At 73.0% G+C, this 17,972-nt stretch carries 15 protein-coding genes; 7 read left to right on the top strand and 8 right to left on the bottom strand.

The window, feature by feature from the left end; genetic code table 11:
- Positions 1–30 precede the first annotated feature (30 nt).
- Entirely contained in the window at positions 31–2,646 is a 2,616-nt protein-coding gene (locus tag AGRA3207_RS15395) for a LuxR C-terminal-related transcriptional regulator (protein ID WP_231335309.1), read from the top strand.
- A 23-nt stretch (positions 2,647–2,669) separates the two neighbouring features.
- On the opposite strand, the gene AGRA3207_RS15390 is transcribed toward AGRA3207_RS15395, so the two are convergent.
- A complete protein-coding gene (locus AGRA3207_RS15390; protein WP_338028281.1) occupies positions 2,670–3,188 on the bottom strand; it encodes an RICIN domain-containing protein in 519 nt (172 codons plus the stop codon).
- 437 nt (positions 3,189–3,625) lie between these two features.
- Between AGRA3207_RS15390 and AGRA3207_RS15385 the strand changes: the two genes are divergently transcribed.
- Positions 3,626–3,988 carry a cupin domain-containing protein gene (locus AGRA3207_RS15385; RefSeq protein ID WP_231335308.1) on the top strand — a complete coding sequence of 121 codons (363 nt, stop codon included), beginning with the start codon at positions 3,626–3,628 and terminating at the stop codon, positions 3,986–3,988.
- 87 nt (positions 3,989–4,075) lie between these two features.
- Here AGRA3207_RS15385 and AGRA3207_RS15380 read toward each other — a convergent pair whose 3' ends face one another.
- Positions 4,076–5,116 (bottom strand): S1 family peptidase, encoded by a 1,041-nt coding sequence (locus AGRA3207_RS15380; protein ID WP_231335307.1) that lies wholly within the window; start codon positions 5,114–5,116, stop codon positions 4,076–4,078.
- 500 nt (positions 5,117–5,616) lie between these two features.
- On the opposite strand from AGRA3207_RS15380, the gene AGRA3207_RS15375 reads away from it, so the two are divergent.
- Positions 5,617–6,597, top strand: a complete 981-nt coding sequence (locus AGRA3207_RS15375) for a S1 family peptidase (RefSeq protein WP_231335306.1) — start codon at positions 5,617–5,619, stop codon at positions 6,595–6,597.
- A 189-nt stretch (positions 6,598–6,786) separates the two neighbouring features.
- On the top strand, positions 6,787–7,164 hold the full coding sequence (locus AGRA3207_RS15370; protein WP_231335305.1) for a bleomycin resistance protein: 378 nt from the start codon (positions 6,787–6,789) through the stop codon (positions 7,162–7,164).
- A 25-nt stretch (positions 7,165–7,189) separates the two neighbouring features.
- Here the strand turns inward: AGRA3207_RS15370 and AGRA3207_RS15365 are convergent, their stop codons facing one another.
- On the bottom strand, positions 7,190–7,966 hold the full coding sequence (locus tag AGRA3207_RS15365; protein WP_231335304.1) for a hypothetical protein: 777 nt from the start codon (positions 7,964–7,966) through the stop codon (positions 7,190–7,192).
- Between the two features lie 197 nt (positions 7,967–8,163).
- On the opposite strand from AGRA3207_RS15365, the gene AGRA3207_RS15360 reads away from it, so the two are divergent.
- Positions 8,164–9,255, top strand: coding sequence for an adenosine deaminase (locus AGRA3207_RS15360; protein ID WP_231335303.1), 1,092 nt, complete (start codon positions 8,164–8,166; stop codon positions 9,253–9,255).
- Between the two features lie 7 nt (positions 9,256–9,262).
- Entirely contained in the window at positions 9,263–9,922 is a 660-nt protein-coding gene (locus AGRA3207_RS15355; protein WP_231335302.1) for a PH domain-containing protein, read from the top strand.
- A gap of 40 nt (positions 9,923–9,962) precedes the next feature.
- Here AGRA3207_RS15355 and AGRA3207_RS15350 read toward each other — a convergent pair whose 3' ends face one another.
- The 3 genes from AGRA3207_RS15350 to AGRA3207_RS15340 are packed head-to-tail and all read right to left on the bottom strand — an operon-like array spanning position 9,963 to position 12,930.
- The gene (locus AGRA3207_RS15350; RefSeq protein WP_231335301.1) at positions 9,963–11,633 is read right to left on the bottom strand and encodes a phospho-sugar mutase; all 1,671 of its coding nucleotides are present in this window, start codon (positions 11,631–11,633) and stop codon (positions 9,963–9,965) included.
- Positions 11,630–12,430 (bottom strand): purine-nucleoside phosphorylase, encoded by an 801-nt coding sequence (locus tag AGRA3207_RS15345; protein WP_231335300.1) that lies wholly within the window; start codon positions 12,428–12,430, stop codon positions 11,630–11,632. Before AGRA3207_RS15345 ends, AGRA3207_RS15350 begins: the two co-directional genes overlap by 4 nt.
- A 47-nt stretch (positions 12,431–12,477) precedes the next feature.
- Positions 12,478–12,930, bottom strand: a complete 453-nt coding sequence (locus AGRA3207_RS15340) for a gamma-glutamylcyclotransferase family protein (RefSeq protein WP_231335299.1) — start codon at positions 12,928–12,930, stop codon at positions 12,478–12,480.
- Positions 12,931–13,000: 70 nt separating this feature from the next.
- Between AGRA3207_RS15340 and AGRA3207_RS15335 the strand changes: the two genes are divergently transcribed.
- Entirely contained in the window at positions 13,001–14,386 is a 1,386-nt protein-coding gene (locus AGRA3207_RS15335) for an NAD(P)H-quinone dehydrogenase (RefSeq protein ID WP_231335298.1), read from the top strand.
- A gap of 41 nt (positions 14,387–14,427) precedes the next feature.
- On the opposite strand, the gene AGRA3207_RS15330 is transcribed toward AGRA3207_RS15335, so the two are convergent.
- Both AGRA3207_RS15330 and AGRA3207_RS15325 read right to left on the bottom strand, forming a co-directional pair.
- Positions 14,428–15,822: a hypothetical protein gene (locus tag AGRA3207_RS15330; RefSeq protein WP_231335297.1), complete on the bottom strand. Its 1,395-nt coding sequence runs from the start codon at positions 15,820–15,822 to the stop codon at positions 14,428–14,430.
- A 193-nt stretch (positions 15,823–16,015) separates the two neighbouring features.
- On the bottom strand, positions 16,016–17,785 hold the full coding sequence (locus AGRA3207_RS15325; protein ID WP_231335296.1) for an acetyl/propionyl/methylcrotonyl-CoA carboxylase subunit alpha: 1,770 nt from the start codon (positions 17,783–17,785) through the stop codon (positions 16,016–16,018).
- Between the last annotated feature and the right edge of the window lie 187 nt (positions 17,786–17,972).

Here is a 17,972-nt window from a genome sequence, read left to right as displayed (position 1 = left end):
GGGTGGCGAACCAGGGATATGCGCGGTCTGATGTCCGGCTGGCCCTTCCTCGGACGCGACGACGAGCTCATGGCGATCGAGGCCGCGTTCGCCGACGGCGGCACCGTCGCGGCCGTCATCGGCGGGCCCGCCGGGATGGGCAAGACGCGGCTGGCCAAGCAGGCGGTGACCCGCCTGGGCGCGGCCGGATGCCGCGCGGAGTGGGTGACGGGGACGCGGTCCGCCGCGTACATCCCGTTCGGCGCGGTGGCGCATCTGCTGCCGGAGCGCCTGCCGGTGGGTGCGGATCGGCTGGGATTGCTGAAGGCCGCCGCTGAGAACGTCGCCGGGTGGTCCGGGCCGGGGCGGGCCGTGATCGGCGTGGACGACGCCCACCTGCTCGACCCCTCGTCGGCGGCGGTCATCGGCCATCTCGCGACGAGGCGGCTCGCGTTCTTCGTGGTCACCTCGCTGGACGGGACGACCCTCCCGGACGCGGTGTCCACGCTGGTGCGCGACGGCGAGGCGCTTGGTCTCCGGCTCACGGCGCTGCCGTCCACGGCGGTCGACCGGCTCGTCGGCCACAGCCTCGACGGGCCGCTGGACGGGGCGAGCCGCAAGCGGCTGCACCGGCTCGCGGACGGGAACCCGCTGGTGCTGCGCGAGGTGCTGCATGGCGGCCTCGCATGCGGCGCCCTCCGGCGGCACCACGGGGTCTGGCGGCTGGAGGGCGGCCACGGCGCCGGGGGACGGGCCGCCGAGCTGATCGCCGGCCGGCTGCGCGACGTCGACGCCGGCACCCGGACGGTCCTGGAACTCGTCGCGTGCGGTGAGCCCGTGGAGCTGGCGATGCTGGAGCGGCTGGCGGGGGAGGCGGCCCTGTCGTCCGCCGAGGAGCGCGGCCTGATCGCGGTCGAACGGGAGGGCGCGCGGATCCGGGTGCGCTTCGCCCATCCGCTGTACGGCGAGGTGGTGCGGGCCCGGCTGCCCGCCGGGCGGGCGCGGGAGCGGTGGCGGCACCTGGCGGGCGCCGCGCTCGCCGGTCCGCTCCGCCGTCGCGACGACGCGCTGCGCGCAGCGGTCTGGCAGTTGGAGGGCGGGGCGGTGACCCGGCCCGACGTGGTGGGCGCCGGGGCCCTGGAGGCGGTCGGCCGGAGCGACATCGCCCTGGCCGAGCGGCTGGCGCGGGCCGCCCGTGACGCCGCCCCGGGCGACGACGCCGACCGGCTCCTCGCCCAGATCCTCGTCTACCGGGGACGGGGCGGGGAGGCCGCGGACGTGCTGCCCACCGCGTCCGCCACCGGGCCCGCCCGGACGAGGACGGCGATCACCGAGGCCGAGACGCTGTACTGGGGGGCCGGTGACGTGCGGGCGGCGGAGCGGGCCCTCGACCGGGTCGCGGGCGAACCCGACGAGGAACTCGCCCGGGGGCTGCGCTCGTGGATCCTGCTGTTCGACCGGCGCTGCCCTGAGGCGCTGGAGGCCGCCCGGCGCGTCCTCGCCACGCCCGGCGCGGACCCGCTGGCGGTCACCTGGGCGGCCGCGGCGGGCACCACCGCCGCCGGTCTCCTCGGCAGGGGCGACGAGGCGGCGGACATCCACCGGCGGGGGCTGGCGGTCGCCCTCGCGAACCGCGCCGCGGTGCCCTGGGGCGTCGCGAACGTCGAGTACGGGCTCTGCCTGGCCCACCTGGGCGCCGGCGACCTCGGCCGGGCGCAGGCGATCGCCGACCGGGGCTACCGGGACACCGTGGACGCGGACACGCCGCTGATGGCGGCCGCGTGGGCCGGGCACCGGGGCCTGGTCGAGGTGGCGCGCGGGCGCCCGCGGGAGGCGGACGCGTCGCTGCGGGAGGCGGTGGCCGCGCTCGACGACACCGACATGTTCTGCTTCGTCCGGTGGTGCCTCGCCGGGCTGGCCGGAGCCGCCGCGCTCGCCGGTGACCCCGCCGCCGCCCGGTCCTGGCTTGGCCGGGCCGACGACCGTCCCGGTGCGGCGCCGCGGCTCTTCGACCCCTGGGCCGGCCGGTGGCGGTCCTGGACGCTCGCGGCCGAGGGCGCGACCGGCGAGGCCGTCGCCGAGGCCCGGCGGGCGGCGGCCCTGACGGACGGCGCACCGGCCGAGGAGGCCCTCGCCCGGTACGAGGTGGCGCGTCTCGGGGGCGCCGCCGACCTGGACCGGCTCGGTGAGCTCGCCGACGGCCTCGGCACCCCGTTCGCCGCCGCGCTGTCCCGGGCCGCCGCGGGACTGGCCGCCGGTGACGGCGCGGCCCTGGCCGGGGCCGCCGAGGACCTCGCGTCGCTCGGCCAGGACCTGCTCGCCGCGGAGATGGCCGCGATGGCGGGACGCGCCTACCGGCGCGGTGGCCTGCGCGCCCGCGCCGAGGTGACCACCGCCTGGGCCGCCGAACTGCGGGCCGCCTGCCCGGACGCGCACACCCCGCTCCTCGGGGACCTTCCCGTCGAACTGCTCACGCCCCGGGAGCGGGAGATCCTCCTGCTGGCCACCGGGCACAGCAGCAGGCACATCGCCGAGCGGCTCGGCCTCTCCGTCCGCACCGTGGACAACGCCCTGAACCGCGCCTACGCCAAGCTCGGCCTCGCCGGACGGGCCGAGCTGCGCGCCCTGCTCCCCGGCGTGCGGCCGTCATCGCACGGCGGGCGGTAGGCGGCCCCCGTCCTGGTGGAGTCCTACTGGGGGATGAAGCTCCAGTGCTGGGCGTTGGACGAGTCGTTCGCCGGCCAGATCCGCAGCCCGTACTGCGGTCCCGCGTCGATGGCGTACTGGGCGCCCGGGTCCTTCCTGAACGCGAGGAAGCTCGCGAACTTGGTGCTCCCGTCGGTGTTGTCGATCAGGTACCAGAGCTGGGAGTCGGCGGAGGCGTCGCAGGACCGCTCGTTGATGGTCTCGCCCGTCTCGACGTGCCGGTTCTTGATGTCGACGCACTTGTTGGGGGCGACCGCGGTGTGGACGCGGTACGTCACCCGGCACTCGGTGCCCTGGCGGCATTTCACGCCGACGGTCTCGAAATACCACCGCCGGTTCGTTCCCGGCACGCAGTCGTACTTGCCGATCGGTGTCCCGTCCGCGGTGTCGCCGTTCGCCAGGTCCATGCACTGGCCGTACTGGAGATTCTTGGACCGGAAGATCAGGTTGTCGGGCGGCCCGGCCGCGGACGCGGGGACGGCGGCGAGGGAGAGCACGGTCAATGCCGCGGCTCCCGCGATGGCCGCGCCCGCTGGTAAGGAGACCCCTTTTCCGTGATTACGCTTGTGGTGGTGGGAATCGGACCTGGGCTTTTTAAAGGTTCGTTCTTTTCGGGCTTCGCTCATGAGGGGAGCGCATCCTTTCGAGGCACCCGGATGAATCGCCGCCGAGGGGCGATCACGCCGGTCGGCGTGAATGCCATTAGGTCAGAAAGGAGCGCGGGGCGACAGAGTAGCCGCAGTACTCCAGAAGATCGTCCGCCCGGTCGTGGTGGGCGGCCGGTCGGTGCGGGTGAGTGGCGGCCGGCGGGGTGCGGACGGTGGACGGTCTTGGCGCGGCAAAGCGTCCGTCCCCCGGCGGGCAAGGTCGCCCCCCGGTGCCTTGACGCTGGTCAGGGCCGGTGCAAACGTGGGGAACGATGGTGAAAGGGGGACCCATCGTGTTGGAAATCAAGAGCATCGACAAGCCTGACGAGCGGCGGGACTTTCCCAGGGGGCACCTGGAGCTCGTCCAGATGACGGGCCTGGTCTTCGCCAGGGCGACGTTCGAGCCGGGCTGGCGCTGGACGGAGTCGCTCAGGGACATCGCGGGCACCGACCTGTGCCAGGTGCACCACAACGGCTACGTCGTCGAGGGCAGGATCCGGATCCGCATGGAGGACGGCTCCGAGCAGGAGGGCGGCCCCGGTGACGCCTTCGTGGTCACGCCCGGGCACGACGCGTGGGTCGTCGGTGACGAACCCTGCGTGGTGTTCGACTTCGCGGGCGGCATGGACGCCTACGCGAAGGCGGCCGGCTCGTAGAGGCCGGTCTTGGGGTGCCCGGAAATCCTCGGGGAGCCCGGAGAAGGGGCGTGGGGCCCCCGGTGGACCGGGAGCCCCACAGTGTGATCACTTCAGGGTCGGGGTCCCGGCCTTCTTGAGGGTCAGGCCGGCGGCCTGGAGGGCCTCGTCCAGCGGCTGGAAGTACGACTGGTAGCCGGACCGGCAGGCGCCGGTGGAGCCGCCGGAGACGATCCCGACGGCCGTGTTCCCGGCCTGGAGCGAGCCGCCGCTGTCACCCGGCTGGGTGCAGGCGGTGGTCTCGATCAGGCCCGAGACCGAGCCCTCCGAGTAGTTCACCGTGCGGTCGTAGCCGCGGATCGTCCCGGTGGTCGTGTTGGTCGTGGAGCCCTTCTTCTGGATCTGGGCTCCGACCGCCGGGCGTCCCACCTCGGTGAGCTGGGCGTTGTCGTTCTTCAACGACCCGTTGGAGACCTTGATCGTCCCGTAGTCGTTGCCGGGGAAGCTGGTGGTGTCCCGGTCGCCGATGGTCTGGTCGTCCCTGGTCGTCCAGCTGGCGTGGGCCTTGGTGCAGTGCCCGGCGGTGACGATGTAGTCCGTCCCGCCCTTGACGCCGATGGCCGACACCGAGCAGCGCGAGCCGCCCGAGATGATCGCGTCACCGGGGCCGACCTGCGGACGCGGCGCCGCCGCGACGCGCCTGATCGTGACGGTCCTGCCCAGGGACCGCGCGTGCTTCACGAACGCCCTGGTCGCGGCGTCGTCGTCGTCCTGGGGAACGCTGACGACGACCGCGTTGGAGACGACGTCGACGCCCCAGGCGAGGCCGACGGTGCCCGCGGTGCCCGCGAGCCGGTCGAGCCTGGCCTTGGAGTCGGTCAGCGGGCCGATGCCGTTGCGGACGACGCGGGCCTTGGCCCCGGCGTCCCTGACCTGCCGGGCGGCGGCCGCGGTGGTCACGTTCACGACGAGGTCCCCGGCGCCGTCGATGTAGGCGCCGGCCTGCCGGGAGCCGAGCCGGCCGGTCAGCCGGTCGGCCAGCGCGGTCTGAGCGGACTGCGCCTGCTGGACGGTTCCCGCCTGCTGCGTCTGGGCCGTTGCCGGAACGGTCCCGAATGCGGGGATCGTGATCAGCGTCGCAGCACTCAACAGTGGGATGGCCACGCGTTTGAGCTGCATTCCACGGTTCACTCTGTCCACCTTTCGCCACCGACCGCCGGTGGGCGTCGGCGGCAACCTGGGTTGCGGGGCACGCGCCTGACCGCGCGAGAACGCCGGCACGAGGCTCGGGAACAGGGCGTGTGACAGCAAGGTACTTTGGCGAGCTGTCGGTAACCAGTTTCAGCCGTAACTGAAATTTCAGAGCCTCCTGAATGCGCAGGAGCTCGGATAGCGGATGAAGAGCACCACTATCTGCTGTTTCGCTGGGCAGACGACGGCGGTTCTTCTGCCATTCCGGACACGGAATCGCCGAGTGGGTGCCACCAGGCGGCCGCCGGTACAGCCACCTCTACCGGGAATGGGCGCGCTGGCGGGATCGTCCGCCGGGTGCCCGGCCTTCTAGCGTCGAGACGCCGGTCATCGGCAGGTGACCGCGCCACCAGGGGGCCGGACGAGCGCTCCTCCGCTCCCGCATTCCAGGAGGACCCGTGATCGCACGAAAGCCCGCCACCGCGAGAGCCGCCACCGGGGGGAGAGCCGCCACCAGAGGCGCCGCCACCAGAGGCGCCGCCACCAGAGGCGCCGCCACCAGAGGTGCCGCCGCGAGAGCCGCCGCCGGGGGGAGCGCTGCCCCGCGTTCCCTCCGGCGGCCCTTCGCCGTCACGGCCGCGGTGCTGCTGGGACTCGGCCTGACGGCGACGGCCGCCCAGGCCGACCCCGGACCGGCCCGTCCCGCCGGCACTGCGTCCACGACGATCATCGGTGGTCAGGACGCGACGACGCCGTACGCGTTCATGGTGTCCGTCCAGGACCGGGCGGGGCACTTCTGCGGCGCCAGCATGATCACCGACGAGTGGGCGGTCACCGCGCGGCACTGCATCGACCCGCACGTTCCGGAGGATCTGCGGCTCCGCGTCGGCAGTCTCCGCAAGGACCAGGGCGGGGAGGCCCGCAAGGCCGCACGGCTCGTCTGGTATCCCGCGGGCGGCAACGTGAAGCACGACATCGGGTTGATCAAGCTCGACCGCCCGGTCCCCGGCGCGGCCGTCGCCCTGGACGACCGGCAGCCCGTCGGCACCCCGGTGCGGCTGCTGGGATGGGGATGCACCATCAGCGGCCAGTTCTGCGGCGACGACGGCCAGCCCGAGGTGCTCCAGCAGCTCGACTCGGCCATCCGGCGGCCCGCCCGGTGCACCGACCCCGAAACGCCCATCGACGCGGCGTCCGAGGTCTGCACCGGCAACGCCGACACCAAGTCCGGTCCCTGCTTCGGTGACTCCGGCGGGCCGCTGGTGCGCGACACCCCCGCCGGCTGGCGGCTCATCGGCGCCTTCAGCCGCGTGGAGCACGCGCCCCCGGACCCCGGGGAGCCGGACGAGGGTCCGAACTGCCGCAGCGGGGAGGGCATCTACACCGACGTCCCCGCGCATCGCGCGTGGATCGACAGTGTGATCTCTCCCGCGTCCTGAGAGGGGCCCGGCCCCGCGCCCACGCGGTGACGACCGCGCCGGCGGCGGGGCCGGGACGGGCGCGGATCCCTTCGTTTCCCTTCGTTTCCGTTGATATCCGTGGGCGTCCGTCGGTCTCCGATGGCTTCTGCCGGTGTCCGTTCGGTGGTGCTCCTGCCGAGTGTCGGAGGGCGGGGTTAGCGTGGCGGCATGGAGGAGCATGCGGTGCCGATCCTGCCCAGCCGGGATCTGGACGAGACGCTGGGGTTCTACTCGCGGCTCGGGTTCGAGGAGCGGGGTGCGTGGCAGGAGTACGGCTACCTGATCGTGGCCCGGGGGAGCGTGCAACTGCACTTCTCGCTCCAGCCCGACGTGGACCCGCTGGCCACCGCGGGCGGTTGCTACCTCTATGTGACCGATGCCGACGCCTTGCATCGCATATGGGACGAGGTGGGCGTGCCCACCGACCGTGCCACGGGCAGCCGGCTGGCGGCACCCGTGGACACGGACTGGGGGATGCGGGAGTTCACGTTGGTGGACCGCAGCGGGAACCTCCTGCGCGTCGGCAGCCCGCTCGCTCCCGCCTGAGGAGCGGCCGCTGCGGCGCGGGCCTCTAGTCGCCGTATGTGGCGATGCAGGCGCGGGCCGAGTCGGGCTTCTTGCCCTTCTCGGTGCACGTTCCGTTCAGGTCGGTCTGGGGGGAGATCTCGTAGGAGTCCGGGTCGGTCTTGATGGTGCCGTTCGGGTTCTTCGGCGTGCGCTCGGCGGTCTCCACCCACATCACCGTCGTCGATGACGACTGCGGTGACAGGGGGAACTGGCGGAGGGCGGCGGGGCTGTCGAGGTCCTGGCCCTCGTAGCAGGTGGTCGCCCGGTCCCAGGTCTGGGTCTCCTTGCCGTCGCCGAACGTCACGTTGATCGACTGGTCCGCCGGCCAGGTGAAGCCGCCGGTGGTCTGGAACTCCACGCCGATCTCCGCGGTCGCGGCGTAATACACCTTCTCCGCCGTGCCGGAGGAGCCCTGGGACGACAGGCTCGCCTCGCACCCTTCGAAGAGGGTGTCGCGGGGGACGGTCCGTCTCGCGTGCCACCGGATGGTCATGGTGGCCTTGTAACCGTCCTTGGTGGCGATGTCGAAGACCGTGGTCTTCTTGACCGGCCCGAAGGACGGTTCGAGGGTGGGGGTCTCCGAGGGTGCCGCGGGCTGTGTGGTGGGGGTGGGGGCGGCGGCCACCGGCGCTTCCGGCTTCGGGTCCGCTTCGGAGCCGCATCCGGCGAGGGCCAGGGCGGTGAGCGGCACCAGCGCCAGGGCCGCCATACGGGCGGGACGGCGTCCCGTCGCCCGCGTGCCTGCGGACTTCGCTGGACCGTTCGAAAGCGTGTCGTGCAACGTTCCCCCTTGAGGAGTTTCGGAGTTCCGTAACCCTGGCATAAGGACCCCGGACGGCCCGTGGGGAAACGCGCGGATCATCCGTCCGTTAGCGGACATGCACGACTCTGCCTGCGGGGTGGCAGAGAGCGGAGGGAACCGCACGGTGCGTCATAAAACCCCTCGTCAACGGGGGTGCGCGACGGTAGATTCTAGAGATGAGCGACAGACCCACACTCGACGACATCCGGCGCGCCCCGAAGGTGCTCCTGCACGACCACCTCGACGGCGGCGTCCGTCCGGCGACCATCATCGACCTCGCGCGCGAGGGCGGGTACGGGGATCTGCCGACCACCGACGCCGGGAACCTGAGCACGTGGTTCGAGGAGGCGTCGAACTCGGGGTCGCTGGAGCGGTACCTGGAGGGCTTCTCCCACACCGTGGGGGTGATGCAGTCCGCCGAGGCGCTCACGAGGGTGGCGTACGAGTGCGCCGAGGACCTCGCGAACGACGGGATCGTCTACGCGGAGATCCGATACGCGCCCGAGCAGCACGTCAGCGAGGGCCTGACGCTGGAGCAGGTCGTCGAGGCCGTCCTGGAGGGGTTCGCGCGGGGCCGCCGTGAGTACGGGATCCGCGTCGGGACGCTGGTCACGGCCATGCGGCACCAGGCGCGCAGCAAGGAGATCGCCGAGCTGGCCGTCCGTTACCGGGACGCCGGCGTCGTCGGGTTCGACATCGCCGGGGCCGAGGCCGGGTACCCGCCGACCCGGCACCTGGACGCGTTCGAATACCTCCAGCGGGAGAACGCGCACTTCACCATCCACGCGGGAGAGGGCTTCGGGCTGCCGTCGATCTGGCAGGCGATCCAGTGGTGCGGCGCCGACCGGCTCGGCCACGGCGTGCGGATCATCGACGACATCGAGGTGGAGGGCGGGGAGCCCCGCCTCGGGCGCCTCGCCGACTACGTCCGGGACAAGCGGATCCCGCTGGAGATGTGCCCGACGTCCAACATCCAGACCGGTGCCGCGAAGTCGATCGCCGAGCACCCGATCGGCCTGCTGCGGCGGCTCGGGTTCCGGGTCACGGTGAACACCGACAACCGGCTCATGGGCGGCACGACGCTGTCGGAGGAGTTCGCCAAGCTCGCGGACGCGTTCGGGTACGGGTGGGACGACCTCCAGTGGTTCACGGTCAACGCGATGAAGTCCGCGTTCGCGCCTTTCACCGAGCGCCTCGAACTGATCAACGGGGTGATCAAGCCCGGTTTCGCGCAGCTGAAGTGGCGCGGTGCCCGCCCGCTGGCATGATCGGTCCATGACCATTCGCTCCACCGGCGGGCGCGTCGCCGCGGTCGCCTGGTTCGCGTTCGCCGTGCTGAACCTGGCCGACCTCGCCTTCAACATCACCGGCAAGGGCGGGCCGCGCTACACGGTGACGACGGCGACGATCGCGGTCCTGCTGCTGCTCGGCTGCGGGATCGCGTACGTCGCCGGGATCCGTCCCGCGATCATCGGGGACGAGGAGGCCGTCACGATCCGCAACCCGCTGCGGGACGTGCGGGCGCCGTGGCGGTCCGTCCGGGAGATCGAGGGCACGCACGCGGTGACCGTCCGGTTCGCCGGGCCCGGCGGGACGGAGCTGAAGGCGCGGGCGTGGGTGCATCAGACGTCCCCCCGCGCGCAGGCCAAGGCGGAGGCGCGGGCCCGCAGGGACGAGCGGCACAGCAAGATCCCCGGCGCCCGGCTGAAGGGCCGGACGCCCGCCGCCTACGCCGCGCAGCGGCTCAACGAGATCCGCGACCGGAACCGCCCCCGGACGCGGTCGGGCGCGCCGGACAAGGCCGCCGCCGCCAAGGCGGCCGGGGACGCGACACCGGCGCGGGGAACGATCACGTGGTCGCTCCCCGCGCTGGCGTCGCTGGTGGTCCCCGTCGTGCTGCTGGTGGTGCTCGGCGTGGTCGCGGCCCTCAACTGAGGCCGGGGGCCGTGTACCGAGGACCGTCGGCCAGGGGCCGCTAGCCGAGGGCCAGTGCCGCGGACATGCCGTCGCGCAGGGCCTCCAGCTCGGCGGCCGCCCGCGTACGCGCCGCCTCGACGTCGCCCCCGGTGCCGCCCGCTCCGTCGCCCGCTCCGTCTCCTTCGATGGGAAGGACGACCTCCAGGTAGCACTTGAGCTTCGGCTCCGTCCCGGACGGGCGGACCACGACGCGCGCCCCGCCCGCGAGGCGGAACCGCAGGCCGTCGGTCGGCGGGAGGCCGCCGTCGCCGCGGGACAGGTCGTCGAACGACTCGACGGCGCGTCCGCCCAGCTCGGCGGGCGGGTCGGCGCGCAGCCGGGCCATCGCCCCCGCGATCAGCGACAGGTCCTCCACCCGGACCGACAGCTGCGACGTCGCGTGCAGCCCGTACCGGCGCGCCTGGTCGTCCAGGAGGTCGGGCAGCGTGCGGCCGTCCCGCTTCGCCTCGGCGGCGAGCGCGGCGACCGCGAGGGCGGCGCCGATGCCGTCCTTGTCGTTGACGAGGACGCCCCGCCCGTCGCCGACGCTGTAGCCGATGGCCTCCTCGTACCCGAACACGAGCCGGTCGCCCGGCCCCCCCGCCTTCATGATCCACTTGAAGCCGGTGAGCGACTCGGCGAACCGGACGCCGTGCGCGGCGGCGATGGCGCCGAGCAGCGACGACGACACGATCGTCGTCGCGACCAGGCGGTCGTCGCCGGAGGTGTGCCGCAGCACATGCTCGGCCAGCAGCCCGCCGATCTCGTCGCCGGTCAGGGCCCGCCAGCCCCCCGGCGCCGGGACGGCGACCGAGCAGCGGTCCGCGTCCGGATCGTTCGCGATCACCAGGTCGGCGCCGCGCTCGGCGGCCAGGGCCAGCGCGAGGTCGAGCGCGCCCGGCTCCTCCGGGTTGGGGAACGCGACGGTCGGGAAGTCGGGGTCGGGCTCGGCCTGCTCGGGGACGACCACGGGCTCGGGGAACCCGGCCCGCGCGAACGCCCGGAGCAGCACGTCCCGCCCGACGCCGTGCAGGGGCGTGTAGACGACCTGGATATCGCGGGCGTCGCCGATGTCCAGGCCGGCCACCGCGTCCAGGTAGAGGGACGCGTCGTCGTGGACGGGCCAGCCCTCGCCGAGGGGCAGCCGGTCCACGCGGCCGACGGCGTCGATCGCCGCGGAGATCTCCGCGTCCTGCGGCGGGACGATCTGCGCGCCGTCGCCCCAGTAGACCTTGTAGCCGTTGTCGCGCGGCGGGTTGTGGCTCGCGGTCACCATGACGCCCGCCACGACGTCTTCGAACGCCCGGGTGAAGTGGGCGAGGACGGGCGTCGGGACCGGCTCGGCGAACACCTCGGGCCGCAGCCCCGCCCCGGCGAGGACCGCCGCGGTGTCCTGCGCGAACCGGCGGGACCCGTGCCGGGCGTCGAACCCGACGATCACGCGTCCGCCGCGCGGCAGCCGCGCCGCGAGACCGGCGGCGGCGCGCATCACCGTCACCCGGTTCATCCGGTTCGGCCCGGCGCCCAGCTCACCGCGCAGGCCGGCCGTCCCGAACTCCAGCCGCGCGCCGAAACGGTCGGCGAGGGCGCGGTCGTCGCCCGCGTCCAGGAGAGCCTGCACCTCGGCGCGCGTCTCGGGGTCCGGGTCCTGTGCCAGCCACTCCGCGGCCTGCTCCCGAAGGTCGCTCATATCTTGGACAGGACGGTGCCGAGGAGCGCGCCCATGCGCCCGGCGGCGGCGCGTCCCGCCTCCAGGACCTCCTCGTGGTCCAGGGGCTCGTCCGACAGGCCCGCCCCGATGTTGGTGACCAGGGAGATGCCGAGGACCTCCGCGCCGCCCTGCCGCGCCGCGATCGTCTCCAGGACGGTGGACATGCCGACCATGTCGGCGCCCAGCGTCCGCAGCATCCGGACCTCGGCGGGCGTCTCGTAGGTCGGGCCGCGCAGGGCCGCGTACACGCCCTCCGACAGCGTCGGGTCGACCTCCTTGGCGAGGGCCCGCAGCCGTCCCGAGTACGCCTCGGTCAGGTCCAGGAAGGTGGTGCCGGTCAGCGGGTTCGCGCCCGACAGGTTCAGGTGGTCGGCGATCAGCACCGGGTCGCCGACGCGCTGGTGCTCGGGCCGCAGCCCGCCCGCCGCGTTCGTCAGGACCACGGTCTTGACGCCCGCCGCGACGGCGGTCCGGACGCCATGGACCACGGCGTCGACGCCGCGTCCCTCGTACAGATGGGTCCGGCCGAGGAACACCAGGGCGCGGCGGCCGCCGCACTCCACGACCCGGATCCGCCCCGCGTGGCCCTCCACGGCGGGCGGCGCGAAGCCCGGCAACTCGGTGACCGGCACCTCGGCGATGGTCTCCCCGAGCGCGTCGGCCGCGGGGACCCAGCCGGAACCCATCACGAGGGCCGCGTCGAAGGAATCGATGGACGTACGGGTGCGCAGCAGGTCAGCCGCGTCTCTCGCCAGTGCAAAGGTGTCGTTGCTCACAAAGGTGACATTACCGGTAAGACCACTCGCCTCGGACATGCGGGGTCCTATTCCCCGAGTGAGGTGCACGGCCGATTGCGCAGGTCCTTGACGTAGTCGTCGGGCGCGCCGGCCTTCTCGGCCGCGTCGGCGAGGATGCCGAGATAGCGCGCGGACGGCAGCCCGCCCTCGTAGTCGTCCAGCACGTAGAGCCAGCACAGCGCGTCCCCGTCGAGGGTCTGCACCCGCACCCTGATCTTGTGATAGACGTTCAGCGCGGCGCCCTCCCAGGCGTCCAGCTCCTTCTCGTCCCACGCGGGCACGTCGTACATCACGACGAAGACCTGCTCGGAACGGTCCTCCACCACCGTGGCGAGCGCCCCGTCCCAGCCCTTGTCCTGCCCGCCGAAGGTCAGCCGCCAGCCGGTGAGCCAGCCGGTGCCGCGCATCGGGGAATGGGGGGCCCGGAGCGCCATCTGCTCGGGGTCCATGTTGGAGGCGTACGCCGCGTACAGTGCCACGTTGGCCAAGCGTACGCCACCGATGCGGGGCCGGGACGGGTCACTGCCGTTCGTAGGAAACAATGGAAGCGTGACCCGCATCGTGATCATCGGAGGAGGGCCGGGCGGCTACGAGGCCGCTCTCGTCGCGGCGCAGCTGGGCGCCGACGTGACCGTCATCGAACGCGACGGCCCGGGCGGAGCCTGCGTGCTCACCGACTGCGTCCCCTCCAAGACCCTCATCGCCACCTCGACCCGCATGGCGGTCATGTCGGAGTCGCAGGGCCTCGGCCTGCGCTTCAGCGGCGGCCCGGACGGCATCGTCGGCGGCCTGGAGGCCGACATGGCGACCGTCAACAAGCGCGTGAAGGATCTCGCGCGGGCGCAGTCGTTCGACGTGGCAGAGCGGCTCTCCTACGAGGAGGTCAAGATCGTCCGTGGCGAGGCGCGGCTGGTCGAGCCGCACGTCGTCGCGGTCGGCGACCGGCGTGTCCCGGCCGACATCGTGCTGCTGGCGACCGGCGCGACGCCGCGGGTGCTGCCCGGCGCCGAGCCGGACGGCGAGCGCATCCTCAACTGGCGCCAGCTCTACGACCTGCCGGAACTGCCCGGGGAGCTGATCGTCGTCGGCTCCGGCGTGACCGGCGCCGAGCTGGCGGGCGCCTACCTGTCGCTCGGCTCGAAGGTCACGCTGGTCTCCTCGCGCGACCGGATCCTGCCCAGCGAGGACGCCGACGCCGCCTCGGTCCTTCAGGACGTCTTCCTGCGGCGCGGCATGAACGTCATGTCCAGGTCCCGCGCCGCGGGCGTGGAGCGCTCGGGCCACGGCGTGATCGTCACCTTGGAGGACGGGGCGAAGGTCGAGGGCACCCACTGCCTGATGACCGTGGGCATGGTCCCCAACACGCAGGGCATCGGCCTGGAGGACGTCGGCGTCCGTTGCGACTCCCGGGGCTTCGTCGAGGTCGACAAGGTCTCGCGGACGTCCGTCCCGCACATCTACGCCTCCGGCGATTGCACGGGCATCCTGATGCTGGCCTCCGTCGCGGGCATGCAGGGCCGCATCGCGATGTGGCACGCGCTCGGCGAGGCCGTCCAGCCGCTGAAGCTCGGGTGGGTCTCCTCCAACATCTTCACCGACCCGGAGGTCGCCTCCGTCGGCGTCACCCAGCAGATGGTCGACTCCGGCGACGTCAACGCCCGGACGGTCATGCTGCCCCTGTTCACCAACGCGCGCGCCAAGATGCAGGGCTTCGAGGACGGCTTCGTGAAGCTGTTCTGCCGCCCGTCCACCGGGATCGTCCTGGGCGGGGTCATCGTGGCGCCCCGCGCGAGCGAGCTGATCCTGGGCGTGTCGATCGCCGTGCAGCAGCACCTGACGGTCGACCAGGTCGCCCACACCTTCGCGGTCTACCCGTCCCTGTCGGGCAGCATTACCGAGGCATCCCGCCGCCTTATGTCGGAGCACGCGTACTAGGGCCGGCCTCAGAGCCTTAGAGCTTCAGAAGCCGGAGAGCCTCAGAAGCCTCCGAAGTCGCCGCCGCCTCCGCCGCCTCCGAAGTCGCCTCCGCCGAAGTCCCAGCCCCCGCCGATGTCGCCGTCCCCGCCGAAGCCCCCGCCGTCGCCGAAGCCGCCTCCGAAGCCGCCGCCCCACATCGAGCCGAGCATGGTGCCGATCATCATGCCGCTGAGCAGGTCGACCCCGCCGTAGCCGTAGTAGTAGCCGCCGGCGTAGGGGGCGTACGCGGGCCCGGCGTCCCAGTACGGACGGCGCCCGCCGCCGTAGGGCACCATGCGGACGTCCGGGTCGCCGCCCCGGAGGACCGCCTCGGCGTCCGCCGCACATGCGGGGACCGAACGCGCGACCCCGCCCGGCGGCGCCCAGGTGACGTCCTGGACGGACGGTCCGTGCTGCGGATTGAAGAAGCACGGGGCACGCCGCTCGGGGACGGGCTCACCGGCCAGGCGCGCGCGCGTGGCCGTCATGTAGTAGCGGCCGTCCTCCAGTGCCCTCGTGACCTCTTGCATGTCGTTGGGCGTCGTAGCGCGCTCCGTGGCCGTCTTGGCACCGTCGTAGGAGTTCATGGCGCGCTCATAGTCGGAGCGGGTATCGGCGTCGAGGTTCCGGTCCATGACGTTGAGGTCGAGGCGGGCGATGTCCTCACCGAGGAGCGTCACGTCCTCCTGGACGCCGTCCTTCAGCTCGGCCATCTGCTGCGCCTGCTGCGCGCGCCGCCGCTTGCGGACGACCAGGAACGCGCCCGCGGCCCCGGCCACCAGCAGGATCAGCACGCCGAGCGTCACGAACCCGCCGATCGTGCTCGACCGGGCCTTGTCGTCGACCTTCTTCTCGGCGAGGTCCCCGAACTGGATCAGCCGGTCCTTCAGCGGCGCCCCGTTGGTGCGCGTGACGAGCTGGTTGATCTCCTTGTTGCCGAGCTTCTTGGAGATCCCGCCCATCCGCTTGCCGTCGGCGGTGATCGCGACATAGGTCTCGCCCTTGCCGACGCGGTCGGCGACGCCCTTGAGCATCGCGCCGACCTCGGCCCGGGTGACGTCGTTCCGCACGACGACCGCGCGGACGTCGGCGTCGCCGTCGCGTCCCAGAGCGGCCTTGACCTGGTCCTGGTCGGCAGGCGTCAGCGGGTTCCCGGCGCCGCTCGTCACGTACAGCCGGGACCCCATGAGACCCTTGGCGATCTGCCCGACGTTGTCGTCCGCCCGGACGCTCGCGGCGGCCTGGGCGGCAGCGCCCTGGGCGGCGGCGCCCTGGGCGGCAGCGGCGGGCCGGGCGGCCCGCGCGGGTTCCGCGGCGTGCGCCGGGGTGGCGAGGCCGAGCGCCAGCAGCACGCCGACGACGATCGTCGCGACCGCGCGGCGGCGGGGCGTCCTGGCCTGTGTTCCGGAGCTCATGATGTCTTCTTGCCCCCTCTACCGGCTAAGACGTCCGGGACCTGCGACTCGTTCCCGCGGGTCGGGGCCGGGTCCAGGTCCGCTGACCACCACTCTGCCCAGTGGATCGCCGGAGAACCGTCGCGTCCGGGCCGCCGTGGACCGGAAGGGCGCCGTCACCGGCGCGCGGCGGACGGCGCGCGGCGGGCGGCGCTCAGGAGTCCTTGATCTCGCAGATCACCGCGCCGCTGGAGACCGTCTGGCCCACCTCGGCGGCCAGGCCGGTGATCGTCCCGCCCTTGTGCGCCGTGAGCGGCTGCTCCATCTTCATCGCCTCCAGGACGACGACGGTGTCGCCCGCGGCCACGGTCGTGCCGTCCTCTACGACGATCTTGACGATGGTGCCCTGCATGGGGCTGACCAGGGAGTCCCCGGACACCTGGGCGCCGGAGCCCTTCTTGGCGCCGCGCCGCCTGGCGGGCGCGGGCGCGCCCGCGGCGGGGGCGGCGGAGGCGCCGAGCCCCGCGGGCAGGACGACCTCGATGCGCCGCCCGCCGACCTCGACGGTGACGCGCTCCCGCCCGCCCTGCTCATCCGCCTCGTCGGCGGGCGCGGAGGAGTAGGGCTCGACGCGGTTGTCGAACTCGGTCTCGATCCACCGGGTGTGGACCGAGAACGGCGCCGTGTCGTCGGCGGGGACGAACGCCGGGTCGTCCAGGACGGCGCGGTGGAAGGGCAGGACGGTCGGCATCCCGTCGATGACGAACTCGGCCAGCGCGCGGCGGGACCGCTCGACCGCCTGGCGGCGGGTGGCGCCGGTGACGATCAGCTTGGCGATCAGCGAGTCGAACTCCTGCGGGACGGTCTGCCCCGCGCCGTAGCCGGTGTCCAGCCGGACGCCCGGGCCGGTCGGCGGCTCCCAGGCCGTCAGCGTGCCGACCGCGGGCAGGAACCCGCGGCCGGCGTCCTCGGCGTTGAGGCGGAACTCGATGGAGTGCCCGCGCAGCTCCGGGTCGCCGTACCCGAGCTCCTCGCCGTCGGCGATCCGGAACATCTCCCGGACGAGGTCGACGCCCGCGACCTCCTCGGTCACCGGGTGCTCGACCTGGAGGCGGGTGTTGACCTCCAGGAAGGAGATCGTCCCGTCCTGGCCGACGAGGAACTCGCACGTCCCCGCGCCGACGTACCCGGCCTCCTTCAGGATGGCCTTGGACGAGCGGTACAGCAGGCCGAGCTGCTCGTCCGACAGGTACGGCGCGGGCGCCTCCTCGACGAGCTTCTGGTGCCGCCGCTGGAGGGAGCAGTCGCGCGTGGACACGACCACCACGTTGCCGTGCCGGTCGGCGAGGCATTGGGTCTCCACGTGGCGTGGCTTGTCCAGGTAGCGCTCCACGAAGCACTCGCCGCGCCCGAACGCGCCGACGGCCTCGCGGACGGCGGACTCGTACAGCTCGGGGACCTCGTCGAGGGTGCGGGCGACCTTCAGGCCGCGCCCGCCGCCGCCGAACGCCGCCTTGATCGCGATCGGCAGCCCGTGCTCGCGGGCGAACGCGACGACCTCGTCCGCGCCCGACACCGGGTCCTTGGTGCCGGCGACCAGCGGCGCGCCGACCTTCTGGGCGATGTGCCGGGCCTGGACCTTGTCGCCGAGCGCGGTGATCGCGGCGGGCGGCGGGCCGATCCAGGTCAGCCCCGCGTCCTGTACCGCCGCGGCGAAGTCGGCGTTCTCGGCCAGGAAGCCGTAGCCGGGATGGACGGCGTCGGCGCCCGAGTCGGCCGCGACCCGCAGCAGCCCGCCGATGTCCAGGTAGGTCTCGGCGGCCGTCCGCCCGCCGAGGGCGAACGCCTCGTCGGCGACCCGAACGTGCAGCGCGTCCAGGTCCGGCTCTGCGTACACCGCCACACTGGCCAGTCCCGCGTCGCGGCAGGCGCGGGCAATCCGGACGGCGATCTCACCGCGGTTGGCGATCAGGACCTTGCGCACGTGGGTCTCCTCCCTCACCTTGCACGCGCAGTCTAGATAACGCCTGTCCGGGGATTTCGTAAGCCCCGCTTTATGACCGGTTTTGCTGATGTGTGTCGGGTTCTGGGCGGGTTCAAACAGGTGAATCCGCCTATGTCATCGGATCCGCGACAGACTTCCCTCCGTCTGAACAGCGATCTCGCGCGCC

The sequence above is a fragment of the Actinomadura graeca genome (assembly GCF_019175365.1).
Classification (GTDB): Bacteria; Actinomycetota; Actinomycetes; order Streptosporangiales; family Streptosporangiaceae; genus Spirillospora; species Spirillospora graeca.
This window is presented reverse-complemented; position numbering and strand designations above follow the sequence as displayed.